The 23,659-nt window shown below is 74.0% G+C and carries 18 protein-coding genes and 1 tRNA gene; 7 read left to right on the top strand and 12 right to left on the bottom strand.

Annotation, left to right across the window (positions count from 1 at the left end; translation table 11 throughout):
• The first annotated feature begins 95 nt into the window (after nucleotides 1–95).
• From ACZ4V1_RS16075 to ACZ4V1_RS16050, 6 genes are all read left to right on the top strand, one after another.
• Nucleotides 96–578 carry a CarD family transcriptional regulator gene (locus ACZ4V1_RS16075; protein WP_003953493.1) on the top strand — a complete coding sequence of 161 codons (483 nt, stop codon included), beginning with the start codon at nucleotides 96–98 and terminating at the stop codon, nucleotides 576–578.
• A 313-nt stretch (nucleotides 579–891) separates the two neighbouring features.
• Nucleotides 892–1,668, top strand: coding sequence for a 2-C-methyl-D-erythritol 4-phosphate cytidylyltransferase (gene ispD, locus ACZ4V1_RS16070; protein ID WP_468335410.1), 777 nt, complete (start codon nucleotides 892–894; stop codon nucleotides 1,666–1,668).
• Nucleotides 1,658–2,161, top strand: coding sequence for a 2-C-methyl-D-erythritol 2,4-cyclodiphosphate synthase (ispF, locus tag ACZ4V1_RS16065; RefSeq protein WP_468335407.1), 504 nt, complete (start codon nucleotides 1,658–1,660; stop codon nucleotides 2,159–2,161). The genes ispD and ispF overlap by 11 nt, the downstream gene beginning before the upstream one ends.
• Nucleotides 2,162–2,411: 250 nt before the next feature.
• On the top strand, nucleotides 2,412–3,812 hold the full coding sequence (gene cysS, locus ACZ4V1_RS16060; protein WP_468335404.1) for a cysteine--tRNA ligase: 1,401 nt from the start codon (nucleotides 2,412–2,414) through the stop codon (nucleotides 3,810–3,812).
• A 143-nt stretch (nucleotides 3,813–3,955) separates the two neighbouring features.
• Nucleotides 3,956–4,897 (top strand): 23S rRNA (guanosine(2251)-2'-O)-methyltransferase RlmB, encoded by a 942-nt coding sequence (gene rlmB / locus ACZ4V1_RS16055; protein ID WP_468335401.1) that lies wholly within the window; start codon nucleotides 3,956–3,958, stop codon nucleotides 4,895–4,897.
• A gap of 178 nt (nucleotides 4,898–5,075) precedes the next feature.
• The gene (locus ACZ4V1_RS16050; protein ID WP_468335398.1) at nucleotides 5,076–6,809 is read left to right on the top strand and encodes a DoxX family protein; all 1,734 of its coding nucleotides are present in this window, start codon (nucleotides 5,076–5,078) and stop codon (nucleotides 6,807–6,809) included.
• 98 nt (nucleotides 6,810–6,907) lie between these two features.
• Here the strand turns inward: ACZ4V1_RS16050 and ACZ4V1_RS16045 are convergent, their stop codons facing one another.
• The 3 genes from ACZ4V1_RS16045 to msiK form a co-directional block, all read right to left on the bottom strand.
• The gene (locus ACZ4V1_RS16045) at nucleotides 6,908–7,645 is read right to left on the bottom strand and encodes a nucleotidyltransferase family protein (protein WP_468335395.1); all 738 of its coding nucleotides are present in this window, start codon (nucleotides 7,643–7,645) and stop codon (nucleotides 6,908–6,910) included.
• Between the two features lie 43 nt (nucleotides 7,646–7,688).
• Nucleotides 7,689–8,159 (bottom strand): hypothetical protein, encoded by a 471-nt coding sequence (locus ACZ4V1_RS16040; RefSeq protein WP_468335712.1) that lies wholly within the window; start codon nucleotides 8,157–8,159, stop codon nucleotides 7,689–7,691.
• Between the two features lie 252 nt (nucleotides 8,160–8,411).
• The gene (gene msiK, locus ACZ4V1_RS16035) at nucleotides 8,412–9,548 is read right to left on the bottom strand and encodes a diacetylchitobiose ABC transporter ATP-binding protein MsiK (RefSeq protein WP_468335392.1); all 1,137 of its coding nucleotides are present in this window, start codon (nucleotides 9,546–9,548) and stop codon (nucleotides 8,412–8,414) included.
• A 222-nt stretch (nucleotides 9,549–9,770) separates the two neighbouring features.
• Here msiK and ACZ4V1_RS16030 point away from each other — a divergent pair.
• Nucleotides 9,771–9,844: transfer RNA gene (locus ACZ4V1_RS16030), tRNA-Thr, on the top strand.
• 77 nt (nucleotides 9,845–9,921) lie between these two features.
• Here ACZ4V1_RS16030 and ACZ4V1_RS16025 read toward each other — a convergent pair.
• The 9 genes from ACZ4V1_RS16025 to ACZ4V1_RS15985 form a co-directional block, all read right to left on the bottom strand.
• Entirely contained in the window at nucleotides 9,922–11,571 is a 1,650-nt protein-coding gene (locus ACZ4V1_RS16025) for an alpha/beta hydrolase (RefSeq protein ID WP_468335389.1), read from the bottom strand.
• A 99-nt stretch (nucleotides 11,572–11,670) separates the two neighbouring features.
• Nucleotides 11,671–13,374, bottom strand: a complete 1,704-nt coding sequence (locus ACZ4V1_RS16020) for an NADase-type glycan-binding domain-containing protein (protein WP_468335386.1) — start codon at nucleotides 13,372–13,374, stop codon at nucleotides 11,671–11,673.
• On the bottom strand, nucleotides 13,371–13,880 hold the full coding sequence (locus ACZ4V1_RS16015) for a phage tail protein (RefSeq protein ID WP_468335709.1): 510 nt from the start codon (nucleotides 13,878–13,880) through the stop codon (nucleotides 13,371–13,373). Before ACZ4V1_RS16015 ends, ACZ4V1_RS16020 begins: the two co-directional genes overlap by 4 nt.
• A 59-nt stretch (nucleotides 13,881–13,939) precedes the next feature.
• Nucleotides 13,940–15,898, bottom strand: a complete 1,959-nt coding sequence (locus ACZ4V1_RS16010) for a putative baseplate assembly protein (protein ID WP_468335383.1) — start codon at nucleotides 15,896–15,898, stop codon at nucleotides 13,940–13,942.
• Nucleotides 15,898–16,359, bottom strand: a complete 462-nt coding sequence (locus tag ACZ4V1_RS16005) for a GPW/gp25 family protein (RefSeq protein WP_468335380.1) — start codon at nucleotides 16,357–16,359, stop codon at nucleotides 15,898–15,900. The genes ACZ4V1_RS16010 and ACZ4V1_RS16005 overlap by 1 nt, the downstream gene beginning before the upstream one ends.
• Nucleotides 16,360–16,435: 76 nt before the next feature.
• Nucleotides 16,436–18,349, bottom strand: a complete 1,914-nt coding sequence (locus ACZ4V1_RS16000; RefSeq protein ID WP_468335376.1) for a VgrG-related protein — start codon at nucleotides 18,347–18,349, stop codon at nucleotides 16,436–16,438.
• Nucleotides 18,349–19,071 (bottom strand): CIS tube protein, encoded by a 723-nt coding sequence (locus tag ACZ4V1_RS15995; RefSeq protein ID WP_468335372.1) that lies wholly within the window; start codon nucleotides 19,069–19,071, stop codon nucleotides 18,349–18,351. The genes ACZ4V1_RS16000 and ACZ4V1_RS15995 overlap by 1 nt, the downstream gene beginning before the upstream one ends.
• Before the next feature lie 28 nt (nucleotides 19,072–19,099).
• The gene (locus tag ACZ4V1_RS15990) at nucleotides 19,100–19,522 is read right to left on the bottom strand and encodes a phage tail protein (protein WP_468335369.1); all 423 of its coding nucleotides are present in this window, start codon (nucleotides 19,520–19,522) and stop codon (nucleotides 19,100–19,102) included.
• Nucleotides 19,523–19,615: 93 nt separating this feature from the next.
• Nucleotides 19,616–22,369, bottom strand: coding sequence for a hypothetical protein (locus tag ACZ4V1_RS15985; RefSeq protein WP_468335365.1), 2,754 nt, complete (start codon nucleotides 22,367–22,369; stop codon nucleotides 19,616–19,618).
• Nucleotides 22,370–23,659: the final 1,290 nt, after the last annotated feature.

Genomic DNA, 23,659 nt, shown 5'->3' with positions numbered 1-23,659 from the left:
TCAAGCCCCGAGATATGCCCTGACCTGCGAAAACGCCATTCAGAAGACGCCGTATCCGTGTTACCCTGGATAGCCACGGAAGGGGTACCTGTCACATGACGTTCAAGGTTGGCGACACCGTGGTCTATCCCCATCACGGGGCCGCGCTGATCGAGGCTATCGAAACTCGCCAGATCAAAGGCGTGGACAAGACCTACTTGGTGCTGAAGGTCGCCCAGGGCGACCTGACGGTACGTGTGCCAGCGGACAATGCGGAGTTCGTCGGCGTGCGTGATGTGGTCGGTCAGGACGGGCTGGACCGGGTCTTCGAGGTGCTGCGCGCGCCGTACGCCGAGGAGCCCACGAACTGGTCGCGTCGTTACAAGGCAAACCTGGAGAAGCTCGCCTCCGGCGACGTCATCAAGGTCGCGGAAGTCGTACGCGATCTGTGGCGTCGTGAGCGCGAGCGTGGACTCTCCGCCGGTGAGAAGCGCATGCTCGCCAAGGCCCGCCAGATCCTGGTGAGCGAGCTCGCTCTCGCGGAGAACACCAACGAGGACAAGGCGGAGGCCCTGCTCGACGAGGTGCTCGCCTCCTGAGGTTCTGAGGCGAGGCGCAGACCGCTGCCCGCTCGGTTCAGCGCGCTGAAATGCCGCGGTGCCCGATGACATCTTCGCTGTCGCCGGGCGCTGCGGCATGTTCGTACCCGGAAACCGGTCCTCGTACTGTCACCGGTCCTCGTACGATCACCGGTCCTCGTACGATCACCCGGGAGTTTTCCCCCCGGTCCTGGCGTGCCGGGCCCGGGCTGCTGGCTCGACCAGGGTCACGGAAGGGTCCGGTCAAGCCGTCGCGCCCGGCACGGTGAGGCCATACCCAACTAGGTCGAGCACACAAACCTGACAGGAACCGATGTCTGACGAATCGCGTCCCTCGCCCGCCGAGACGCCCCCCGACACCCGTTCGAACATCCGGACCGCGGCCGTGATTCCCGCCGCCGGCCGGGGCGTACGGCTCGGACCGGGCGCCCCGAAGGCCCTCCGCGCACTGGGCGGCACACCCATGCTCATCCACGCGGTCCGCGCGATGGCCGCCTCCCGCGGGGTCTCTCTCGTCGTGGTCGTCGCGCCGCCCGACGGGGCTGCCGAGGTCAGGAGCCTGCTCGACGCGCACGCGTTGCCGGAGAGGACCGACTTCCTCGTCGTCCCGGGTGGTGAGTCGCGGCAGGAGTCCGTACGGCTCGGCCTGGAGGCCCTGCCGCACGAGTACGACATCGTCCTCGTGCACGACGCGGCCCGGCCGCTGGTACCGGTCGACACGGTGGACGCCGTGATCGAGACCGTACGGGACGGCGCGCCCGCCGTGGTGCCGGCGCTGCCGCTCGCCGACACGGTCAAGCAGGTCGAGCCCGCCGGCGTGCCGGGCGAGCCGGAACCGGTGGTGGCGACGCCGGAGCGGGCGCGGCTGCGCGCGGTGCAGACGCCGCAGGGGTTCGACCGGGGGACGCTGGTGCGCGCCCACGGGACGGTGACCGACAACGTCACCGACGACGCGAGCATGGTCGAGCAGCTGGGGCTGACGGTGGTCGCCGTGCCGGGGCACGAGGAGGCGTTCAAGGTGACGCGGCCACTCGACCTGGTGCTGGCGGAGGCCGTGCTGGCGCGCAGGAGGCTGAACGATGGCTTCTGAGACGGACGCGCTGCCGCCGCTGCCGCAGGTCGGTGTCGGTACGGACATCCACGCCTTCGAGGACGGGCGCGAGCTGTGGTGCGCCGGGCTGAAGTGGGAGGGCGAGGGTGCCGGCCTGGCCGGGCACTCCGACGCGGATGTCGTCGCGCACGCGGCGTGCAACGCGTTGTTCTCGGCGGCGGGGCTCGGGGATCTCGGGCAGCACTTCGGCACCGGGCGGCCGGAGTGGTCCGGGGCGTCCGGGGTGACGCTGCTGACGGAGGCGGCGCGGATCGTGCGGGCAGCGGGGTTCCGGATCGGGAACGTGGCGGTGCAGGTGGTCGGGCCGAGGCCGAAGATCGGCAAGCGGCGGGACGAGGCGCAGAAGGTGTTGTCGGAGGCGGTGGGCGCGCCGGTGTCGGTGTCCGGGGCGACGACGGACGGGCTGGGGTTCCCCGGGCGGGAGGAAGGCCTGATGGCGGTGGCTACGGCGTTGGTGGTGCGGGTGGGATGAGCGGGGTGGGCTGAGCGGGGTGGGTTGCGCGGTGCGAGGTGAGCGGGGCCGGGTGAGCGGTGCGAGGTGAGCGAGGTGGGTTGCGCGGTGCGAGGTGAGCGGCGCGAGGTGAGCGGGGCGGAGCGTGTGCCGGGCCCCGGGCCCCGGGTCACGGCCCGGGACGCACCCCGCCCGACTCGGCCGGGCAAGGCGCGGCAGCAGGCGGGCCCGTGGGCCCGTGGCACTGCCCGACGCCTACTACCCTGGAGTCGTGACTATTCGCCTGTACGACACCAGCGCCCGGCAGATCCGTGACTTCGCCCCCCTCACGCCGGGCTGCGTCTCGATCTACCTGTGCGGTGCCACCGTGCAGGCCGCCCCGCACATCGGGCACATCCGGTCGGGGCTGAACTTCGACATCATGCGCCGCTGGTTCGCCTACCGCGGCTACGACGTCACGTTCATCCGCAACGTCACCGACATCGACGACAAGATCATCAAGAAGGCGGAGCAGCAGAACCGCCCCTGGTGGTCCATCGGGTACGAGAACGAGCGGGCGTTCAACGACGCCTACGACGCCCTCGGCTGCCTGCCGCCGACGTACGAGCCCCGTGCCACCGGCCACATCACCGAGATGGTCGAGATGATGCGCGGCCTCATCGAGCGCGGGCACGCCTACGAGGCCGAGGGCAACGTCTACTTCGACGTACGGTCCCTTCCCGGGTACCTGTCGCTGTCCAACCAGGACCTCGACGAGCTGCGCCAGCCCTCGGGTGAGGGCGAGAGCGGCAAGCGGGACCCGCGGGACTTCGCCATGTGGAAGGCGGCCAAGCCCGGCGAGCCGAGCTGGGAGACGCCGTGGGGGCGGGGGCGGCCCGGGTGGCACCTGGAGTGCTCCGCCATGGCGCACAAGTACCTGGGCAGCGAGTTCGACATCCACGGGGGCGGGATCGACCTGATCTTCCCGCACCACGAGAACGAGATCGCCCAGGCCGAGGGCTTCGGCGACGCCTTCGCCCGGTACTGGGTGCACAACGCCTGGGTCACCATGAGCGGCGAGAAGATGTCGAAGTCGCTCGGCAACAGCGTGCTCGTGAGCGAGATGGTCAAGCAGTGGCGGCCGGTCGTGCTGCGGTACTACCTGGGCACCCCGCACTACCGCTCCACCATCGAGTACAGCGAGGAGTCCCTGCGCGAGGCCGAGTCGGCGTACGCGCGCATCGAGGGCTTCGTGCAGCGCGTCACCGAGCTGGCCGGCCAGGCCGTCGAGCCCGCCGCCGAGGTGCCGTCCGCCTTCGCCGAGGCGATGGACGACGATCTGGGCGTGCCACAGGCGCTGGCCATCGTGCACACCACCGTCCGGCAGGGCAACAGCGCGCTGGCCGCCGACGACAAGGAGGCCGCGGTCGCCCGCCTCGCCGAGGTCCGTGCGATGCTCGGTGTGCTCGGCCTCGACCCGCTGGCCCCGCACTGGGCCGGGGAACAGGAGCAGGGCGAGGACCTCAGGCACGTCGTCGACAGCCTCGTACGCCTGGTCCTCGACCAGCGCGAGGCCGCTCGGGCGCGTAAGGACTGGTCCACCGCGGACGCCATCCGCGACCAGCTCGGACGGTCCGGACTGGTCATCGAGGACAGCCCGCAGGGGCCCCGCTGGAGCCTCGGCTCCCGCTGAACCGCGCCCGGGCCACCGAAGTCCGGGCCCGTTGGTTGCGCGGGTTTCCGTAGATCGATTGTGCCGCCCGGCCTCCCGGGCGGCACACTGCATAAGAAGCAAGCATCACGCACACTCCCGTAGAGAGCGGAGACAGGTAACTCATGGCCGCGAACAACCGCCGCATGTCCGGCAAGAAGGGCGCGCAGGTCGGCAGCGGCGGCAAGCGACGCCGGGGCCTGGAAGGCAAGGGGCCGACGCCTCCCGCCGAGATGCGCAAGGGGCACGCCAAGCAGCGTGTCGCCAACGCCAAGGCGCGCCGCGCCACGGGACGCACCCAGCAGCGGCGCGGCGGCGGGCGGTCGACGTCCGAGCTGGTCGTCGGCCGCAACCCCGTCTACGAGGCCCTGCGCGAGGGCGTGCCCGCCTCGACGCTCTACGTCCAGCAGTTCATCGACAACGACGAGCGGGTGCGCGAGGCCCTCCAGCTCGCCGCCGAGCGCGGCGGGATCAACCTCATGGAGGCGCCGCGCCCCGAGCTGGACCGGATGACCAACGGGCTCAACCACCAGGGGCTCGTCCTCCAGGTGCCGCCGTACGAGTACGCGCACCCCGAGGACCTGGTCGCCGCCGCCCACGACGAGGGCGCGGACCCGCTGATCGTCGCCCTCGACGGCGTGACCGACCCGCGCAACCTCGGTGCCGTCGTCCGCTCCGTCACCGCCTTCGGCGGCCACGGCGTCGTCGTGCCCGAGCGGCGCGCGGCCGGCATGACGGCGGGCGCGTGGAAGACGTCCGCCGGTACGGCCGCCCGTACTCCGGTGGCGCGCGCCACCAACCTGACGCGGGCGCTGGAGTCCTACCAGAAGGCCGGTATCACGGTCGTGGGTCTCGCCGCCGACGGCGAGGTCGAACTCGGCGAGCTGGAGGCGCTCGACGGCCCGGTGGCCGTCGTGGTCGGCAGCGAGGGCAAGGGACTGTCGCGGCTGGTCGGCGAGACCTGCGACTTCCGGGTACGGATTCCGATGCCCGGTGGCGCGGAGTCCCTGAACGCCGGTGTGGCGGCGGGGATCGTGCTGTACGAGGCGGCGCGTCGGCGGAGCTGACGCGGATACGGGACGCGGCGGCCGCCGGCCGGAGGCCGGCGGCGTGAGGCCGAAGGGGGAGCGAGTGTTCGACTCGGTCCCCCATACGGGGTGTTCTGGGCGGTCCGGACAAGCTTGACGCGGTCCGGACAGATCCGGGCGGTCAAGGCAGTGTCCTAACGACACATCACTCGGTTAGATGAGTGTGGACACCAGAACACCCCGCACACCCACGGGGGACCGCTCGTCGGGTATCGACGACGCTCCCGCGCTGAGCATGGTGAAGGTGCCGAGCGATCCGGCCCAGGTCATCGTCAATCACGCGAGTTTCCGCGTGCAGCTCGGTGCCTCCGCGCGGCGGACCCAATCCCCGCGGATCGCGCGGCACTTGAGCGCCACCCAGGACACCGCCCGTATGCCCGTCGCGGGCCCCGCCGCCCCGGCCGCCGCCCGCCGTCGCGCCCTCGTGTGGAGCGGGCGGTCCGACCCGGACGACACCGGCGCACACCGGTTGCTCCAGGCGGTACGGGCCGGAGCCGGTCACCACACCGAGGACCCGGCCGTGGACGCCCTCGCCGACGCCGGAGCCACCCAGGTCATCCCCCGCGTCGACATCGGCGCGGGCGCCCCGGGCCACGACGGCTACGACGGCTACGACGGCTACGACGACGGGCCCGCCACCCAGACCCTCGAGACCCCGCTCGTCGGCGCGCAGCGCGGCCCGGTCCCCGACGGCACCCGGCTGCTGCCCGCCATGCGCAGCGTCGGCAGCACCTACGACGAACCCGCCTACACCGGCGAGGACTTCGGTTCCGGACCCGGTCCCGACGGCTACGACGACGGCATGGAGCCGGCCGAGCCGCGCACCAGGCGGCACGCCGACGATCCGGCGCGGCACGCCTACTTCCCCGGCCGCCGCATGAACCTCGGCGTCGTACTGCTGCCGCTGCGCGTCTTCCTCGGCTTCATCTCCGTCTACGCCGGCATGGGCAAGCTGTGCGACCCCGTCTACTTCGACGGCGGCGAACGCGGCTCCATGGTCAAGTGGCTCAACACCCTGCACCCGTGGGACGTCGCCGAGCCGCTGCGTCAGTTCGCCCTCGCCCATCCCGTCGGCGCCGGGCTCGTCATCGCCTTCCTCCAGGTGATCGTGGGCGTGCTGACCGTCCTGGGCTGCTGGCAGCGTGTCGGCGCCGTCATCGGGGCGGGCCTGTCCGCCGCGCTCCTCGTCACCGTCAGCTGGAAGAGCGTCCCGGTCTACGACGCGCCCGACATCATCTACCTCGCCGCCTGGTCCCCGTTGATCATCGCCGGTGCCCCCGTCTACTCCGTGGACGGCCGGCTCGCCGGCAGTGCCTGGCGGCGGCTCGGCCCCCGCGCCGACATCTGGGACCTGCGCCGCTACGTCCTGCGCCGCGGCGCCCTCGTCACCTTCCTCGTCACCGGCGTCACCCTGCTCATCGGCTCGCTGCTCGGCGGTGCCGTCCGGGACGCCGACCGCGTGGTCGTCCCCGGGCCCGGCGAGGCCCCGCGCAACGAACTGCCCGGCTCCCCGCTCCCGCAGGAGCCCGGCACCCGGAAGCCGGAGACGTCTCCGGAGGCCTCCGCCTCACCCACCCAGGGCGCCACCAGTGGCGCGGCCACCCCCTCCGAGGAGGCCGCGACCACCCCGGGCGCGACCCGCGACAGCGGCACCGCCACCGGCGGTGCCCCGAGCCAGACCCGGGGCACCACGGGCCAGGCCCCGCCGCAGCAGTCCTCCCCGGCCGGCCAGGCGCCGAGCACCACGGCCGGGCCCACCGCAGGCGGCACCGCGACCGGCGGCGGCAGCGGCTCGACCGGCGGCACCGGAAGCGGCGGCGACGGCGGCGACGGCGGCTCCTCCTCGACCGGAGAGCCGGGCAGCCGCCTCGTGGGCGGGCTGCTGGGGTAGACCGCCACCCAGGCGGCCCACGCGGCCGTACGTACGCCGCAGGGGCCCCGCACGGACGACGTGCGGGGCCCCTGCGGCGTATCGGTGTGCCCGGGGGTTCAGCGGCCGCGCAGGGCCGCCAGCTCCCGTGCCGCCTCCGTCAGGTCCTTCGCGGTGTCGATCGCGCGCCAGTAGGAGCCCTGCGGGATCGGGAAACCGGCCAGCCGGCGCTCCCGGGCCAGCCTCGGGAACGTCGTCCGCTCGTGGTCACCGCGCTCCGGGAGCATCGCGGCGAAGGCGGGCGAGAAGACGTACACACCGGCGTTGATCTCGAAGGTCGACGGCGGTGCCTCGATGAAGTCGGTGATGTGCCCGAAGCCGTCCGTCTGCACGGCGCCCCACGGCAGCCGCGGGCGGGCCAGGGCGAGGGTCGCGACGGCGTCCCGCTCGGCGTGGAAGTCGGCCATGTCGCGCAGCGAGAAGCGGGTCCAGATGTCGCCGTTGGTGGCGTACCAGGGCCGGTCCGGGTGCGGGAGGTGCGCGGCGGCGTACCGGAGGCCGCCGCCGCGGCCGAGGGGCTCCGTCTCGACGACGGTGGTGACGGAGAGCGGCAGGTCGGCGGTCTCCAGCCACTTCTGCAGCACCTCGGCCAGATGGCCGCAGGAGACCACGACGTCCGTCACGCCCTCCTCGGCGAGCCAGGCGAGCTGGTGGCCGATGATCGGAGTCCCCGTGCCGGGGATCTCGACCATCGGCTTGGGCCGGTCGTCGGTGTAGGGACGCAGCCGGGAACCCTGTCCGCCGGCCAGGACGACGGCTTGAACGGGGCGGCGGGACGCGGCGTTCGGATCGGTCATGCCCGAACTGTACGCGGCGGTCCCACCGGGCTCCGCGGGGTCCTCAGCCGTGCGCGGCCAGCACGCCCGAGGCGAAGGCGGTGTCGCAGACGGGGCGTGCGTACGACTGGGCGCGCGTCGGGCCGTACACCCTGACCGCGGCCCGGCCGAGGGCACGGGCGATGGAAGCGCAGTGCCCGGCCAGCGACGGCCGCTCGTTCACGGCCTGCTGGAGGTGGGTCAGGGCCACGCCCGGGTCCTCCTCCTGCAACTCGGTCAGCAGCCGGTCGCGCAGCACCTCGTGCGGCGCGCGGGCGGCGGCCTTGGAGGAGGCCTTGGCGGAGGAGGCCTTGACGGAGGAGGCCTCCGACGCGGCGAGCACCGAATCGGCCGGATCCCCTGACCAGTTGACCCGGGTGACGGCGAGGGTCCCGGAGAGCACCAGGACGACGGGCAGGACGAAGGCGAGAGAGCGGCCGATCCGGCGGGCGGGGCCCCGGCCGCGTCGCGTCTGTCGGGTGGTGGAGTGCTTCACGGAGTGCTTCACGCGAGTGAGGGTAGCGCCCGGTAATGATTTGGCGACATTTAGTCACCCGTATGGGGGATGAAGAGAGGGAGGGAAATGGGTAGAGCGTTGACGCGCACTGCTCGAAACGTCCGTTGTGCCGGGGTATTTGTCGACAACGAAAAGAGCCCCGCAGCAGGCCGCGGGGCTTTTCTCGTCAACGCGGGAGAATTCACCCGGCCGCGTGGTTTCCCAGCGCCCGGTTTCCCGGCGTGCGGGTCCTCAGTCGGTGAGGCGCTCGCCCGTGGAGGACGAGAAGACGTGGGCCTCGCCCGGGCGCGGCACGACGTGCACGGTCGAGCCCTTCTCCGGCACCGCGCGGCTGCTGACGCGGACCACGAGGTCCTTGCTCTCGCCGTCGACCTCGACCGTGCCGTAGATGTAGCCGTCGGCGCCGGTCTCCTCCACGACGTTCACGGAGACCGCCATGCCCGCCGGGGCGTCCTCGGCGTCCTTCGTCAGGGCCTTGGACACGCCGCCGTTCAGCTCCACCACGTCGAAGTGCTCCGGGCGGACGCCGACGGTGACCGTGCGGTCGCCCTTGTCGGAGGCGGCCGCCAGGGCCTCGCGGCTGACCGGGACGACGCTGTTGCCGAACTTCACGCCGCCGTCGGTGATCGGGACCTCGATCAGGTTCATGGCCGGGGAGCCGATGAAGCCGGCGACGAAGAGGTTGGCGGGCTTGTCGTACATGTTGCGCGGGCTGTCGACCTGCTGGAGCAGACCGTCCTTCAGGACCGCCACGCGGTCGCCCATCGTCATGGCCTCGACCTGGTCGTGGGTGACGTAGACGGTGGTGATGCCCAGGCGGCGCTGGAGCGAGGCGATCTGCGTGCGGGTGGAGACGCGGAGCTTGGCGTCGAGGTTGGACAGCGGCTCGTCCATGAGGAAGACCTGCGGCTCACGCACGATCGCGCGGCCCATCGCCACACGCTGGCGCTGACCGCCGGAGAGGGCCTTCGGCTTGCGGTCCAGGTACTCGGAGAGGTCGAGGATCTTCGCGGCCTCCTCGACCTTCTGCCGGATCTCCGCCTTGTTGACGCCGGCGATCTTGAGTGCGAAGCCCATGTTGTCGGCGACCGTCATGTGCGGGTACAGCGCGTAGTTCTGGAACACCATGGCGATGTCCCGGTCCTTCGGCGGCAGGTGCGTGACGTCGCGGTCGCCGATGCGGATGGCACCGCCGTTCACGTCCTCGAGCCCCGCGAGCATGCGGAGCGAGGTGGACTTGCCACAGCCGGAGGGGCCGACGAGGACGAGGAACTCGCCGTCCTCGATGTCGATGTCGAGACCGTCGACGGCGGGCTTCGTGGAACCCGGGTAGACGCGGGTCGCCTTGTCGAACGTAACAGTGGCCATGGTGAATGGGCCCCCTTCTACCGGCAGGAACGTGCCGGACGATCCGTTGTAGGAAGGTGGTGTGGTGTAGTCCACACAGGTGAAGCTGGGCAGGACGGTACCTGGCGTTCACCTGGTCTGTCAGTACCTGTGAGCCTGTGAACTTCGCCGAAATTTTCGAATCCCGTCGTTCACCGGCTCTGTGTAGAGTGGAGCAGCCTTCGCGCGCGCCGTCGCGCGAGTGCCTCCTTAGCTCAGCTGGTCAGAGCGCCGCTCTTGTAAAGCGAAGGTCGTCGGTTCGAATCCGACAGGGGGCTCGGCAGCGAGAGTGAGGCCCTGCCGTCCGGTGGACGGCAGGGCCTCACTCGTGTCCGGAGGTGCGTGTCCGCAGGTGCTACTTGCCTTCCGGCACCGGTTCCGGCTCGCACACCGCTCCGGTCTCCGGGAGCTTGCCGTCGAGCAGATACGCGTGGACGGCGCCGCGCACACAGGGGTTGCCGGTGTCGAAGGCGCCGTGGCCCTCGCCCCGGTAGGTGAGTTCGAAGCCCACGCCCTCGCCGAGCCGCTCGGCCATCCGGGCGGCACCCTGGTAGGGGGTGGCGGGGTCGCCGGTGTTGCCGACCAGCAGGATCGGGGGCGCGTCCGGTGCGCTCACCTCGGGGTGCTCGGCCTCTCCCGGCACCGGCCAGCCGGTGCAGGCGAGGGTGCTCCACGCCAGGCCCGGCCCGAACAGGGGCGATGCCTCGAGGAACTCGGGCATCTTCCGCTCGACGTCGGTCACGGTGTAGCGGGCGCGGGAGTCGTCGCAGGTGATGGCTCTGAAGGCGTCGTTCGCGTTGCTCTCGTCGGTGGTGTCGTCCTCGGTGCCGTCGTCGCTGTCGCCACCGGTGCCGTGCTGTCCGAGCGCCTCCGCCAGGTCCGCCAGGACGTCGCCGTCACCGCCGGTCACCGCCTCCAGGCCCACCAGGAGCGCGGGCCAGAAGGTCTGGCTGTAGAGCGAGCCGGTGATGGCTTCGATGAGTTCGTCGCCGTCGAGTTCGGCCCCGTCCGAGGTGGGCAGCGGTGCCTCGTCGAGGTCCGCCTCGAGGTCCACGGCGGCCGCCACGATCGACTCGACGTCCTCGCCCAGCGTGCAGCGCTGCTCGACGCACCATTCGGCGAAGTGCTCGAAGGCGAGCTGGAACCCGGCGGCCTGGCCGAGGGCTTCCTCCATCATGTCCTGGGTGGGGTCGACGACGCCGTCCAGGACGGCCCGGCCGACGTTCTCCGGGAACAGGTGCGCGTACACGCCGCCGAGTTGGGTGCCGTACGAGATCCCGAAGTAGTGGAGTTTCTCGTCGCCGAGGAGGTGCCGCATCAGGTCCAGGTCGCGGGCGGCCTCGGTGGTGCCGACGTACGGGAGGACGTCGCCGGAGTTCTTCTCGCACGCCGCGGCCAGCTGCCGGGTGAGCTCGACCAGCGCCTCGGTCTCGTCGCCGTCGTCGTCCGGGGTCTCGTCGGTCTCGTCCTCGGCCGCGTCGGCCGCGTCGGGGTCCAGGCAGCGCACGCCGCGGCTGTTGCCGACGCCGCGCGGGTCGAAGCTCACCAGGTCGTAGCGGGAGCGGAGCTTCTCGTAGTCGGGGGCGAGGCCGGGCAGGGTGGTGACGCCGGAGGCGCCCGGGCCGCCGAAGTTGAAGAGCAGGGAGCCGATCCGGTCGTCCGCGTCGGCACGGGAGCGGGCCCGGATCAGTTGGATGCCCACCGTCTCTGCGGTGGGCCGCTTCCAGTCCAGGGGCGCCCTCATGGTGGTGCACTGCCAGCGGGTGCCGTCCGGGAGCGGCGCGGGGGCCTCACCGCCCCCCTGGATGGGGGCGGGAGCGGGACAGTCCCGCCAGTCCAGGGTCTGCGCCCGCAAGCGGCTGTCGCTTTGTGCGTCGGGGGCGGTGCCGCCGTCACCGCCCCGGGCGCCGTCCCGCGCCGGCGGCGCGCAGGCCGTCAGGGAGCAGGAGAGCAGGGTGGCGGTGGACAGCAGGACGGCGGTGGATATCACTCGTGCTGTGGGCATGGGCCCAGGCTCTGGCGGGCCGGGCCGGGCCGCACGGCACGGCGTCCATTCGGCGGAGGCGGCCCCCGCCCGCGTGCCGGGCGGGGGCCCCGCGATGACTCAGGCGCGGTTGGCGCTGGACGGGCCGAAGAACTCGATCTCCGCGATGGCCACCTGCTTGTCCGCGGCGGCCGCGTGGGCCGACTCGATGGTGAAGCGGACCTTGGTGACCTCGCCGACGCGGAAGGGGCGTCGCTGGCCGCCGGCGCCCTGGTCCAGGGTCAGGTCGCGGGTCTCGGTCCTGCCGTCCTTCGTCGTGATCGTCGCCTTCACACGGTGCGGCAGGGCCGACTTGTTGAGCTGGTCCGCCTTGGTGGAGGTGCCCGGGGTGATGATCAGGTCCAGCAGCCGGGTCGGCTCGGTGAAGCTGACCTCGATCCACTGGCCCTGGCCGGACTGCGAGATGCCCGGGCCCCACCAGGTGTTGCTGCGCTTGTCGATGAGGAACTCCGGCTTGTGACCGGTGAAGGAGCGCGAGGCCGTGATCCGGTCCGGGGAGACCGGGGCGCGCTTGGCGAAGTGGTCGCGGGTGGCCTGGATCCCGTCGGGGATGTAGACGAAGCCGAGGACCGCGAGGGTGATGACGACGAGCACGGTGATCCAGGTGCCGATGCGGTCGAAGACGCGGCGCAGGCGGGGGCGGTCGCCGGCCCAGGGGGTCTCGCGGCGCCGGCCGCCGAAGAGCCGGCGCCACCAGGGGGCGGACGGGGCGGGGCCGTCACCGGTGCCGGCCAGGGGCATCGCACAGCGCGCGCAGTAGTGCCGGTCGGGGCGGTTGGGGGTCGAGCACCACGGGCAGGGCGGGCCGTTGGCGATGTCCGGCTGGTGGCCGGGGGCGCGCACCTGCGGCCGGTCGGCGTCGGGGCGGCCGGGCAGGACCGGTGCGACGGCGGGAGGCGGAGCCGGAGTGGGGGCCTCCGGTTCGGCGACGGGGACGAGGAGGGAGCGGGCGCGGTCGGACATCGTGTCGGTGAGGGCGTTCGGGGCCGGGGCGGACGCCATCGGCGTGGTGGGGGCGGTCTCGTCCACGCCGGGAGCGCGGGAGCCTCCGGCGGTGCCTCCGTTCGCGGGGGTGCGGGGGCCTCCGGCGGTGCCTCCGTTCGCGGGGGTGCGGGAGTCTCCGGCGGTGTCCGCGCCGGCGGTGGTGCCCGTCGGCTCCGTCTCTCCTGTGCCGCTGGGAGGAGCGGTGGTGCCGGAGGCCGCGGCGGACCTCGCGGAAGCGGCGCCATCCGCTGTACGCGCGGTACCTGCCGCCCGCGCGGCTCCTGCCGCTCCTGCCGCTCCTGCCGCTCCTGCCGCACCGGCCGCACCTGCCGCACCTGCGGCTCCGGCCGCGCTGCCGGCACGGGCGGTGCCCTCGGTGCCGGCCGCGCTCCCGGCCTCGGCGGTACCGGTGTCACCGGCCGCGTCCGGCGCCCCGTGGGCATCGCGGTGCGCGGCGTCGTTCATCCCCGGGGCGCCGGGCCCGGAAGCGCCCGCCGGGTGGCGCGGGCGGGGTACGGCCGGGGTCTCCTCGGTGTCGTCGTCGTCCGGTCCGCCGGTGGCGGGCGTCGCGCGGCCGTGCCGGGCGGGGGGCACCCCCGTACCGCCGGGGCCTTGGCGGGAGAACGCGTCCCAGCCGGGGCCCTGGTCGGGCGAGGAGGCTGTGGGCTGCGCGGTGCGGGTGCCGGCCTGGTCCCAGCGGAGTACGGCGCCGCACGCGTCGCAGAAGGACTGGCCCGGTTCCGCGCGGGTTCCGCACTCGGCGCAGTTCTGCGTGGTCATCTCTCCGGGGTCCTTTCGGAGGCGGTCACTTCGACCGTGTAGGGCATGTGGGCGGGACGGGCGGCGGCGACGAGGGTGTCCAGGCGATGGGTGTCGGCCGGGGACGGGTCGGGCAGCCGGAGGGCGACGTGCAGACGGGGGCGCAGGGTGCCGGGGAACGGGCCCAGCGGGCGGGCGTTCCATTCGGCGCCGCCGCTCTCGGTGATCTCGGGCTCGACGCCGAACGCCAGCCGCACCGCCTCCGACAGGCCCCGCCGGGTGCCGCGTACGCGGTGCAGGCGGGTGGCGGCGGCGACGGCGGCGCGCAGCCGGTCCTCGGGTTCGGTGCCGTCGGTCTCGGCCCCGACCCAGGTGCCGAGCCACTGGGCGAAGTCGGCCGGGGTGAGGGCCGGGTCGAAGTAGGTGTCCAGGCAGTCCAGGACGTTCAGGATGGGGGCGAGGACGTCGTCCAGGCCGCCGACGAAGCGCTGGGCGAGGTCGTCGTCGGCGAAGACGGCCGGGAGCATCGTGCTGATGGGGAGGGAGGAGCCGAGCCCGTCGACGGAGCCCCGGTACGCCGTGGTCGTCACGCGCCGTCTCCGATCACTCGGACGCGGTGGTCGAAGGAGAAGACCAGGGACGGCGGTTCGAGGTCGATGCGGTCGGTCGGGTCGCCGCGCTTGCCGGTGAGGGGGTCGGCGGGGTGCAGGACGACCTCGTCGACGAGCTCCACGCCCGGGACGCGTTGCAGCACGGCGAAGACCTCACCGGTCTGCACGGGGCGGCCGAAGGGCCAGCCCTTGCCGTCCGCGCCGCCGGTGAGCGGGTCGAGGTGGCCGTACAGGGCGTCGTGGACCTGGCGGCGTACGCGATCGGTGTCGACGCCGCGGAAGGCGTGGACGGTGGCGACGACGGTGACGCCCTGGTAGTAGGGCGGGCCGACGGCGAGGCGGGTGCCGATCAGGCGGCGTTCGTCGAGGTGGCGGGTGATGCGGCCCAGGAGCGCGTCACCGGGCACGAGTTGCTCGAAGCGGAGCCGGCCGCCGGGGTCGGGGACGGCCTGCGGGACCACCAGGACGCGGACCGCGTAGGAACCGTGCTCGCTCTCCTCGCCCTCCAGGCAGGTGATGCGGGCGGTCTCCGGGGCGGCGCGGCGGGCGAGTTCCTCGTAGTCGCGCAGGGTGACGGCGCGTTCCTGGGCGCGCAGGGTGATCGGCGCCCGGAGCTTGGCCTCCTCGACCGTCTCGCCGTCGACGCCGCCGCGGGCGGCCTCGCGGTTGACGACCTCGGAGACGTACGGGATGGAGGTGCGCAGCACCTGTACGGCACCGCGGGCCACGTTGCCCGCCTTGCCCCCGCCGGTGCGGTAGCGGCGGGCGCGGATGACGGCGCCCTTGGGGGCGACGGTGCCGTACTGGCGCAGGCTGCCGTCGGGTTCGCGGACGGCGGGGCCGAAGGCGATCTGGCCGGTGGCGGCGTCGAGGGTGATGTGGTGGTCGTCGGGACCGGAGCCCGCGAAGTGCGGGACGACGTGCCAGTCCTGCCAGCCGCCGTCGGCGGCGGTCTGCAGGAGGACGGGCGGGTCGTCGGCGACGACGGGGGCGTGTTCGAGCCGCAGGCGCTGGCCGGGCAGGCCGGTGGACTCGCCGAGCGCCTCGTCGTGGACGGTCTCGGCGTGGACGGTGCCGGTGGTGCCGCCGATGGTGTACGCCTCGGCGGAGTGGATGGTCGGCGAGGTCGTGTAGAACGGCTGGCCGGGCAGGGGGTCGGTGACCCGGCAGCGGATCCAGCCGGCCTCGTGGCCGCCGTTGCGGGACAGGACGTGGCCGCCGGGGACGTGCAGCACGATGTCGCCGGGGCGGTTGAGGCCACCGGTGCCGTCCCGGTCGACCTCGCAGGGCTGCCAGCCGTCCTCGGTCCAGGCCTCCCAGGCCAGGGGCGGCTGCCGGGGGTCGACGCCGACACCGTCGACGCGGCTGTCGAGTTCCAGGGCGAGCGCGCAGTGCGGGGTGGCGTTGGTGAGGCCGATGAGCATGCAGTCGCCGGGGGCCGGGGCCTCCGAGAAGCACAGCAGGTCCTTGCCCTCGGCCAGGTCCGTGGTCCGGTCGGTGACGGCTTCGCCGCTGTGCTGTACCACCAGGCGGCCGAGTTCGCACGGTACGACGGTCAGGTCGTGTTCGGTGGCGAACACGACGGCCTCGTCCCGCTCGGTGCGCAGGGTGGCGACCTCGGTGCCGACCGGGACCAGGATCGCGTCCTCCTGCGGGGCGGACAGCCAGAAGGTGACGTCCGTACGGGCGGCGGACGGCGGGAAGAGCGTGATGCCGACCAGGTCGAGGAAGGCGAGGTGGTTCTTCTCCGGGACCCGGTTGAGGCGGTAGACGATCTGGTCGGCCATGTGGGCGACCGTCTCGACGAGGGTGACGCCGGGGTCGGAGACGTTGTGGTCGGTCCACTCCGGGGCGCGCTGCTGGATGTAGCGCTTGGCGTCGTCGACGAACTGCTGGAAGCGGCGGTCGTCGAGGTTGGGGGAGGGCAGGGACATCAGCGATCGCTTTCGGGAGAGCCCGTCGGGCCCGCGGGGCCGGCCGGACCGTCGGGGAGGTCCGGCTCGTCGTGGGAGGGGATGACGTAGAACGGGAAGACCAGGCTGCGCGGGTTGTTGGTGCCGCGGATCGAGTAGCGCACGTCGATGTAGAGGACGCTCTGGTCGTCACCGGCGCTGACCTCGACCTCGTGGACCTCGATGCGCGGCTCCCAGCGGTCCAGGCTGGTGTACACCTCGTGCTGGATGCGCCCGGCGGTCTGCTCGTTGACCGGGGCGAAGACGAGGTCGTGGATGGCGCAGCCGAACTCGGGCCGCATCGGCCGCTCGCCGGGGGCGGTGGCCAGGACCAGCTGCATGGCCTCCTCGATCTCCCGTTCGCCGCTGACCAGGGCGATGCCGCCGGTGGGTCCGATGCGCAGGGGGAACGACCAGCCGGAGCCGACGAACTGTTCGGCCATCAGGGGGCCACCTGCCCTTTCCGTTTCCTTCTGCCGGCGAGCCCTGTGAACCCGGGGTGCCGGTGCGGTCGTCCGGTCATCCGAAGGGGTACTTGATCTCGTTCACGAAGAAGCCGCCGTACAGGTCGAGCTTGCCGCCGGTGATCTTCGTGTTGGCCGCGGTGATCGTCGCCAGGCCCGTGGCGGTGAGTGTCGCCGCGCCCGTCGACGTCATGTTCAGGGCGCCGCCCATCGCGTTCACCGCGACCACGCCGCCGAGCGACTTGAGATTGACGATGCCCTTGCCCTCCAGGGTGAGCGGTCCGCCACTCCTGATCGTCACCGACCGGCGCCCTTCCAGCGTCAGGTTCATGCCCGCCTCCACCGACACCGAGCGGCTGCCGGTGATGCTGACCGAGCCCGCGCTGTCGACGGTGATCTCGGTCTTGGTGCGGTCGAGGTTGATGGTCAGCCTGTCGTTTCCGCTGGCGATCCGGACGCCCTGTCTGCGCCTGCCGGTCCGCTGGCTGAGCAGGTCGACGCGGTTGCCCTGGCGGTCGGACAGGGTGTGCCGGGCGGCCTTCTTCTTCAGGCCGTCGTGCAGGGGGACGTCGTTCTTGGTCGGCACGTCCCGGCCGTTGTAGAGCCCGCCGATCACGAACGGATGGTCCAGCGCCCCCCGGTCGAAGGCGACCAGCACCTCGTCGCCGACGTCCATGGGGAAGACGCCGCCGCCTGCCACGCCGCCCAGCTGCACGCTGCGCGCCCAGTCGCTGACGTAGGTGTTGTCCAGCCACGGGAACTGGAGCTTGACCCTGCCCTGCTTGAGCGGGTCCTGTACGTCGGTGACGATGGCGTTGGCGACGCTGGGCAGCCGGGCCGCGCTCGCGGGGTCGATGCCACCGCCGCCGCCCGAGGCCAGCCCGTACAGGGACCGCCACTGGCGTCCGCTGACCGTGATCCAGGACTGGTAGCCCTCGCTGTCGCCGAAGTGGTGGCGTACCGAGGTGACGGTGTACTTGCCCTCGAAGGGCTTGCCGACGTCGGCGAGGGCAACGGGCACGCCGGGCCGCAGGTCGGGGCTGCCCTTCACCGCGACCTCCAGTTCGGCGAAGGAGGACGTGACGTCGGCGGCGAGGGCCTTCGCGGCGTGCTGGACCTCGTCCTGCCTGTCGTAGGGGCTGGCGGTCTCGACGAGCTTGGCGGCCTTGAACTTGCCCGCGGCCTCGCCCGGCGTGGAGCCGATGGTGACGCCCGGGTCGGTCTTGGCGGGCGCGACCTCGACGATCTTCTTCTTGGTGGTGACGTTCCAGCCGCGCGACTCGACCTGGCCGATCTGGTCGGCGGCGGTCACCGCGGCCCGCAGCCGCAGGATGTCGTGGCGGGCCTGGAGGACGAAGGCGCTCTTGTCGCCGTCCGTCTGCGGGGAGGGCGCGCCGGCCGACGGGTTCGGCTTGACGAACCGGAACTTCCCCTTGGCGTCCACGGACATCACCATGTTGTTCTCGTCGGCGAGCCGGGCGAGGAAGTCCCAGTCGGTGACGTTGGACTGGCTGATGAACCCGTAGGCGCCCTTCGTGGGCTGGATCCGGCCGATGGACACGCCGTCCATGGCGGCGAGCTTGCGGGCGATGTCGGAGGCCTTCTGGTTGCGGTACGCGGCCACGCGGCGCTGACGCATCATGCGGTGCCCGAAGTCGTAGCCGCGGATCACGGTGTAGCTGCCGGTGCCGTCGTAGTCGGCCTCCATGGCGGTGACCTCGCCGGTCAGCAGGGGCTTGCCGACGCCCTGGCCGTCGGCCACCGGGGTGATGACCACCCTGGTGCCGAACTTCACCTTCAGCTTGTCGAGTACCAGGTGGTCGGGGTCGCGGAAGGTGAGGCGGAAGGCCGCGGGCACGCCGATGCCCTGGTCGACCCAGCCGTCGACGAGCATCAGGGCGATGTCGTCGGGCAGCTTCGCGGCGCCGACCCGTACCTGGACGATGCTGGAGAACGCGGGACGCACCATCAGTGGGACACCTCCGCGGCGGCGGGCAGCATGAGTTCGGTGCCGGTCGGCAGCCGGGACGGGTCGTCGATGCCGTTGGCCTCGGCGATGGCCCGCCAGGCCGCCGCGCTGCCGTACTCGCGCCAGGCCAGCGACTGCAGCGAGTCGCCCGCGACGACCCGGTGCACGCTCTGCGCGGTGAGTGCGCCGGACGTCGGGTTCTGCCCCCGGGTCGGGCCGGGGATCTCGACCAGGTGCACCTGGCAGGTGGCGCGGATGGGGATACCGGTGGTGCCGAAGAGGGTGTACGACGCCTCGATGGACGAGACGTAAGCGGTGAACCGGGCCGTGGAGAACGACCCCCACTCGAAGACCACCCAGGGCGGCGACGGCTGGTCGGCGGCGAGGCTCTTGGCGGTCACCTCGCAGCAGCGCAGCAGCGACTCGACCTTCTTCAGCACGGTGTTGCCGCCCGGCCTGGTGGAGGAGTCCAGGAAGATCTCCAGGGTCATCTCCCGCGGCTCGGCACCCAGGAACTGCGGCTTCGCGGCCTTCCGCACGGCCGCCGTGGGGGTCACGTTCCACTGGGTCCGCTGGGTGAGGGACAGCTGGGCCGGGTTGAACTCGAAGCCGAACGTCCGCATCAGCGCGCCGGGCGTGGTGCTCGTGCCGGTGGGCGGCTCGTGGATGGCGAGGTTGGCGCGCACGAGGCTCTTGCCGGCGCCCTTGCCGCTCTTTGCCATGGGTCTTCCTCTCTGCTCCGCGGCGCCGTCAGTCGGTGAAGCCGTGGTGGGTGATTTCCAGGACCTCGTTCGCCACGGCCGGGCTGTTGGGGTCGAGGCTGGGTCCCTGCCAGCTGACGGGCAGTACGTCGATCAGCCCCCAGCGGGCGACCAGCGAGCCGTCCGCGCGCAGGGCGGAGATCTGCGCGGTCGGCCGCTTGATCCCCGTCTGGACGGAGGAGATCCACTTGGCCACCTTGGCCGTGTCCGGGGTCAGGGGGCGGGTCAGCCGGATGTTGGAGAAGGAGACACGGGTGGGCAGTTGCCACACGAACCCGTTGTTGCCGCCCTCCTGGCGCTGCTCGATCTCCACCTGGGACGACAGGCCTTCGCACCCGTTCCAGTAGCCGAGGCTCTCGCCGTCGATGGTGAGGGTGAACCAGATCGTGGAGCCCGGGTCCTGGCGGGGCATCGGGGGTGGGCCTTTCTGTCGGGCGGGTCGTAGGCGCCGGTGGGGCGCGTGGGTGGGCCGGTGGGCTGGTGAGCCGGTGGGCCGGTGGGCCGGTCAGTGGCGGGGGTCGCGGAGTCTGCCGATCCGTTCGCGGTCCATACGCAGTTCGGTGCGGACGAGGCGGGTGACGCGGCCGATGATCCGGTGCACCAGCTCGTCCAGCTGGAAGTCGGTGAGTTCACGCGGGTCGAACCCGCCGGCCGGGACCGCCGTGTACGCGGGAGGCGGGTCCCCTTGCGCCGGGGATGCGGGACTCGCCGGGTACGGGGGCGGGTTGCCGGGTGGGGACGCGCTCTGGGAGTCGGGCGGGCTGTAGGGCGGCGGCGGATCGGCCGGGGCGGGCCGGGGCGCAGGGGGCAGCAGGCGGTTCAGGCCGGCCGACACGGTGGCCGCCGCATGGGCGGCGAGGGCACCGGTGGTGCGGTGACGGCCGAAGAGGCGCTGGACGGTGGGCCCGGAGGAACCGTCGGCGTCCGGTGCCGCCGGCGGTGCCGCCGGCGACGGTGTGCCGTCCGGGTGCGGCGGGCGGGGCGGTGCCGGCGGGGGCGGCGTGAGCGCGGCCACGGGGAGCGGGTTCCTGGCGGCGGTGGCGCCGGAGGGCGTGGGCCGGCGCAGGGGCACGGCCTTGGCGGGCGTGGGCCGGGCGGCGCGCTGGACGGGGGGAGTGGGCCGGAGCGTGGGCGTGGGGGCGGCCGTAGTCGTGGTCGTGACGCGGTGGAGGGACGGCGGGGGTGACGCCGCCGCGGCGTCGATGGCGGGCGCTGCCGCGACCGTGGAGGTGGTGGCCGGGGCGGTGGTCCGCTGGACCGGCGGAAGCGTACGGCTTTCGCCGCGGGGGGTGTGCGAGGCCTGTGCCGGTGACGGCGCGGTGAGCGACGTGGTGCCGGCCGGCGGTGTGGAAAGCGGAGCGCCGAGTGGGGAACGGCGAGGGGCCGGCGCGGACGGTGCGGGCGTGGAGAGTGCGGGCGGGGGTGGCGCGGGCGTGGATGGCGCCTGGCCGGGGGCCGGGGGTACGGGCCGGGCCGCGGCGGGTTCCGTGGACGGGCGTACGGCGGTCACCGGCCTGGACGGCATGGGGGCGCCGAGACCCGGGCGGGGTGCCGTGGCGCTGCGCTGCACCGGGTGCGCGGTGCCGGGGGCGGCCGGTTTGTCGGTCCCCGGCCGGGACAGGGGCACGGCGGCCGGTCCGGCGTTCCCCGGCAGGGACCGCTGGACGGGGGGCGTCGCGGAGCCGCCGGGAGCCTCGCGGTGGGCGGCGGCGGTCGGCTCGGCGGCGGTCGGGTCCGGTGCCGTGACCGGCCGGTCCGTGGAGCGCTGCACCGGGGGCGGCGCCGTGCGCGGGGTTGCGGCGACGGGGCCGGTGGGCGGGTGCGATGCGCTGCCGGGGCCTGCCGGTGAGGGGGCGCCGGCGGTCCCGTGGGTGCCGTGGGTGCCGCCGCCCGGCGGGGCCTGCGAAGGCCGCCCGGCTGGCGAGGTCTGCGTGGGCTGCGAGGTCTGCGTCGGCTGCGGTGTCCTCGGTGGGCCGGGGTCGGCCGCCCGCCGTTGGACGGGGGGCTGCGCGCCGGTCGGGCCGTTGGGGCGGCCGGGGATGGCGTGAGCGGACGAGGGCCGCTGCGCCGGGTCGGCGCCGCCGATCCCGGAGGGGGTGGTGGTTCCGGGGACGCCGGGGTTGCTGCCCTTGTCCGCGGGGCTTCCTGACGGCAGGCCGGCACTCGCCGGCCGAGACGCGGTGGGTGTACCTGTGCCACCGCTCGGGGCCGGCGCGGGGCTGGTCCGGGGCACCGCCCGCTGCACCGGCGGAGGCGTGGGCCGGGCCGGGGAGCCGGTCGTCGCGCCGGTCCGGGAGGCGTTGCCGCGGGGCTCCGCGCCGCCGCGACCCGCTTCGCGTTCTCCGGGGCCCGCGGTGGAGCGGTCGGGCCGAGAGACCGCTCGCTGGACCGGGGCGGGCGCGGTGCGGTCGGGTGCGGTGCGGTCGGGCGCGGCCGGTACCGGGCCGGCGGTGGTGGAGGGGCGGTTGCGCGGGGACACGGCCCGTTGGGCGGGGGCGCCGGTCGTCGCGCTGCCGCCGACCGGGGGCGTCGGCCGGTCGGCGGGTGGGGTGGCTCCGGACGGCGACGGAGGCGGAGGGGGTGACGCCGCGGCCGGTGCGCGGCCGGTGCGCGCGGTGCCGGGGCCGGACGTGGGCGTGCCCGTGGTGGGCCGAGCGGCTGCTCGCTGCACCGGGAGGTCGGCGGCCGCGCCGTCGGCTGTGGTGGCCGGGCGCCCCGTGGCGGGGGCGGTGTCGGGCGTGGGGGCGCTGCGGGGGGAGCCGGGGGCGGACCCGGGCACCGTCCGCTGCACCGGAGGCCCGCCGGACGCGCCGCTCGGTGTGGGGCCGGGCTGCGGTACGGCCCGCTGCACCGGCGTGCCGGTCGCCGGGGCGGCGCCGGGTGCGGGCGGGGTGGGGTTGCCGGGCGGGGCGGTGTCGGGCGGGGCGGCGTCGGGCCGGGCTCCGGCGCGGGGGGTCGCGGCGGGGCCGGGCTGCGGTACGGCGCCCTGTACCGGGGTGCTCGGGGCCTCCGGCGAGGTGGAACGGCGGCTGTCGGTGGGACCGGCCCCGTGGGCGGAGCCGGTACGGGGAGCCGGCTCCGGGCCGGGGCGGAGGACCGCGCGCTGTACCGGGGTGCCGGTTGTGGTGGCGTCGGGGGTGCGGGTCGTACCGCTGTCGGAGGCGGTGGGTGTGGGCCCGGGTGTGGGCGTGGGTGCCGGGGTCGTGGGCCGGGCGGTGGCCGGTGGTGTGGGGCCGGGGCGGGGGACCGCACGCTGCACAGGGGTCCCGGTCGCCGTGCCGTCGCCGGTGGTGGCAGGGGTGGGGGCCGTGCCGGCGCCGGGAACAGGGGGTGTGCGTGCGGGGATGGCACGTTGTACCGGGGAGCCGGTCCCGGTGCCGTCGCCGGTGGTGGCACGGGTGGTGGGGGTCGTAGCGTCACCGGGGGCGGTGGGTGTGGGTGCCGGGGCCGTGGGCCGGGCGGCGGCCGGCGGCGTGGTGCCCGGGCGCGGGACCGCGCGTTGTACCGGGCGGCGGGCCGTGGTGCCGTCGCCGGACGTGTTCGGCGTCGGTGTCTCGGTGCCGGACGGCGCGGGCTGGTGCGGGCGCGCCGCCCGTTGCACCGGAGCGCCGGTGGTCGTGGCACCGGTCGGCGCCGTGGGTGTGGCTGTCCCGGCACCGGACGGCGGGCGTGCCGGGGAGGTCACCGGGCCCGGGGCCGCGCCGGGTTCCGCTCGGTCGCCGTCCGCCGACGACGGTGCCGTTTCCGAGGAGCCCGGCAGGCCGTTCGTGGCCCGGCGGCTCGCGGGCAGGGACCGGCGCTGTACGGCCGCCGAGCCGGACGGGGCCTTGGTCAGGGGTGGCCGCGGGCGGGGCGCGGTGGACGGCACCGGTGACACGCGGACTCCGCGGGCGGCCTGGGCCGGAGCACTCGCCGGTGCCGCGGACGACGCCGGCCCGGCGGAGCGCGCCCGCTGGACCGGCGCGGGCGCCGGACCGGACGCGGCGCCGGGTACCGCCGAAGCGGCCGGCCCGGCCCCCGTGCCCCTCGCGGGAGCCGGGGGCGCGGACGACGACGGCGCCGCCGGTATCGCCCGCAACGGCGCGACCGGCATCCGCTGCACCGGGGCCGCGCCGCCCGACTGCGGCGACTGCGCGGGACGCTCCGGCCCCGCCGCCGGTCGTGCCGACTCGCCGAACGCGCCCGACAGCATGCTGCTGCCCGCGGCAGGGTTCAGTACCGCGGGGGACGGCGCTCCCGTGAACGACGGGTTCTGCCACGTCGGCAGCCGACCGCCGAACCCGGCGTCCGCGACTCCCGTACGCGTGTCCCCCGTCGCCCGCTGGATCGGCGGCAGACCCGTCCAGGCGGCGACGGCCACAGGCGCGGGGCCGGTTGTGGGACCGGTTGTGGGACCGGTCGCGGGCGGCGTCGTACGTGACGTACTCCCGCCCGCGCCCGCGCCGGAGGCAGCGACCGCCCCGTCGCCCGCGCTCATGCCGGAGGCCGGGCCCCCGGGTGTCCGCGCGGACGCGGGCGCGGGGCCGCCGGTGCCGTCCCGAAGCCCGTC

The organism is Streptomyces sp. NPDC028991, assembly GCF_055564775.1.
The sequence above is the reverse complement of the archived record's forward strand: the minus strand, read 5'-3'. Positions and strand labels throughout refer to the sequence as shown.

What these genes read in the sequence shown, in the direction of transcription:
- ACZ4V1_RS16075 (WP_003953493.1), top strand. Translation starts at nt 96, where the DNA reads ATGACGTTCAAGGTTGGCGACACCGTGGTCTATCCCCATCACGGGGCC.
- ispD (WP_468335410.1), top strand. Translation starts at nt 892, where the DNA reads ATGTCTGACGAATCGCGTCCCTCGCCCGCCGAGACGCCCCCCGACACC.
- ispF (WP_468335407.1), top strand. Translation starts at nt 1,658, where the DNA reads ATGGCTTCTGAGACGGACGCGCTGCCGCCGCTGCCGCAGGTCGGTGTC.
- rlmB (WP_468335401.1), top strand. Translation starts at nt 3,956, where the DNA reads ATGGCCGCGAACAACCGCCGCATGTCCGGCAAGAAGGGCGCGCAGGTC.
- ACZ4V1_RS16050 (WP_468335398.1), top strand. Translation starts at nt 5,076, where the DNA reads ATGAGTGTGGACACCAGAACACCCCGCACACCCACGGGGGACCGCTCG.
- ACZ4V1_RS16045 (WP_468335395.1), bottom strand. Translation starts at nt 7,645, where the DNA reads ATGACCGATCCGAACGCCGCGTCCCGCCGCCCCGTTCAAGCCGTCGTC.
- msiK (WP_468335392.1), bottom strand. Translation starts at nt 9,548, where the DNA reads ATGGCCACTGTTACGTTCGACAAGGCGACCCGCGTCTACCCGGGTTCC.
- ACZ4V1_RS16025 (WP_468335389.1), bottom strand. Translation starts at nt 11,571, where the DNA reads ATGCCCACAGCACGAGTGATATCCACCGCCGTCCTGCTGTCCACCGCC.
- ACZ4V1_RS16020 (WP_468335386.1), bottom strand. Translation starts at nt 13,374, where the DNA reads ATGACCACGCAGAACTGCGCCGAGTGCGGAACCCGCGCGGAACCGGGC.
- ACZ4V1_RS16015 (WP_468335709.1), bottom strand. Translation starts at nt 13,880, where the DNA reads ATGCTCCCGGCCGTCTTCGCCGACGACGACCTCGCCCAGCGCTTCGTC.
- ACZ4V1_RS16010 (WP_468335383.1), bottom strand. Translation starts at nt 15,898, where the DNA reads ATGTCCCTGCCCTCCCCCAACCTCGACGACCGCCGCTTCCAGCAGTTC.
- ACZ4V1_RS16005 (WP_468335380.1), bottom strand. Translation starts at nt 16,359, where the DNA reads ATGGCCGAACAGTTCGTCGGCTCCGGCTGGTCGTTCCCCCTGCGCATC.
- ACZ4V1_RS16000 (WP_468335376.1), bottom strand. Translation starts at nt 18,349, where the DNA reads ATGGTGCGTCCCGCGTTCTCCAGCATCGTCCAGGTACGGGTCGGCGCC.
- ACZ4V1_RS15995 (WP_468335372.1), bottom strand. Translation starts at nt 19,071, where the DNA reads ATGGCAAAGAGCGGCAAGGGCGCCGGCAAGAGCCTCGTGCGCGCCAAC.
- ACZ4V1_RS15990 (WP_468335369.1), bottom strand. Translation starts at nt 19,522, where the DNA reads ATGCCCCGCCAGGACCCGGGCTCCACGATCTGGTTCACCCTCACCATC.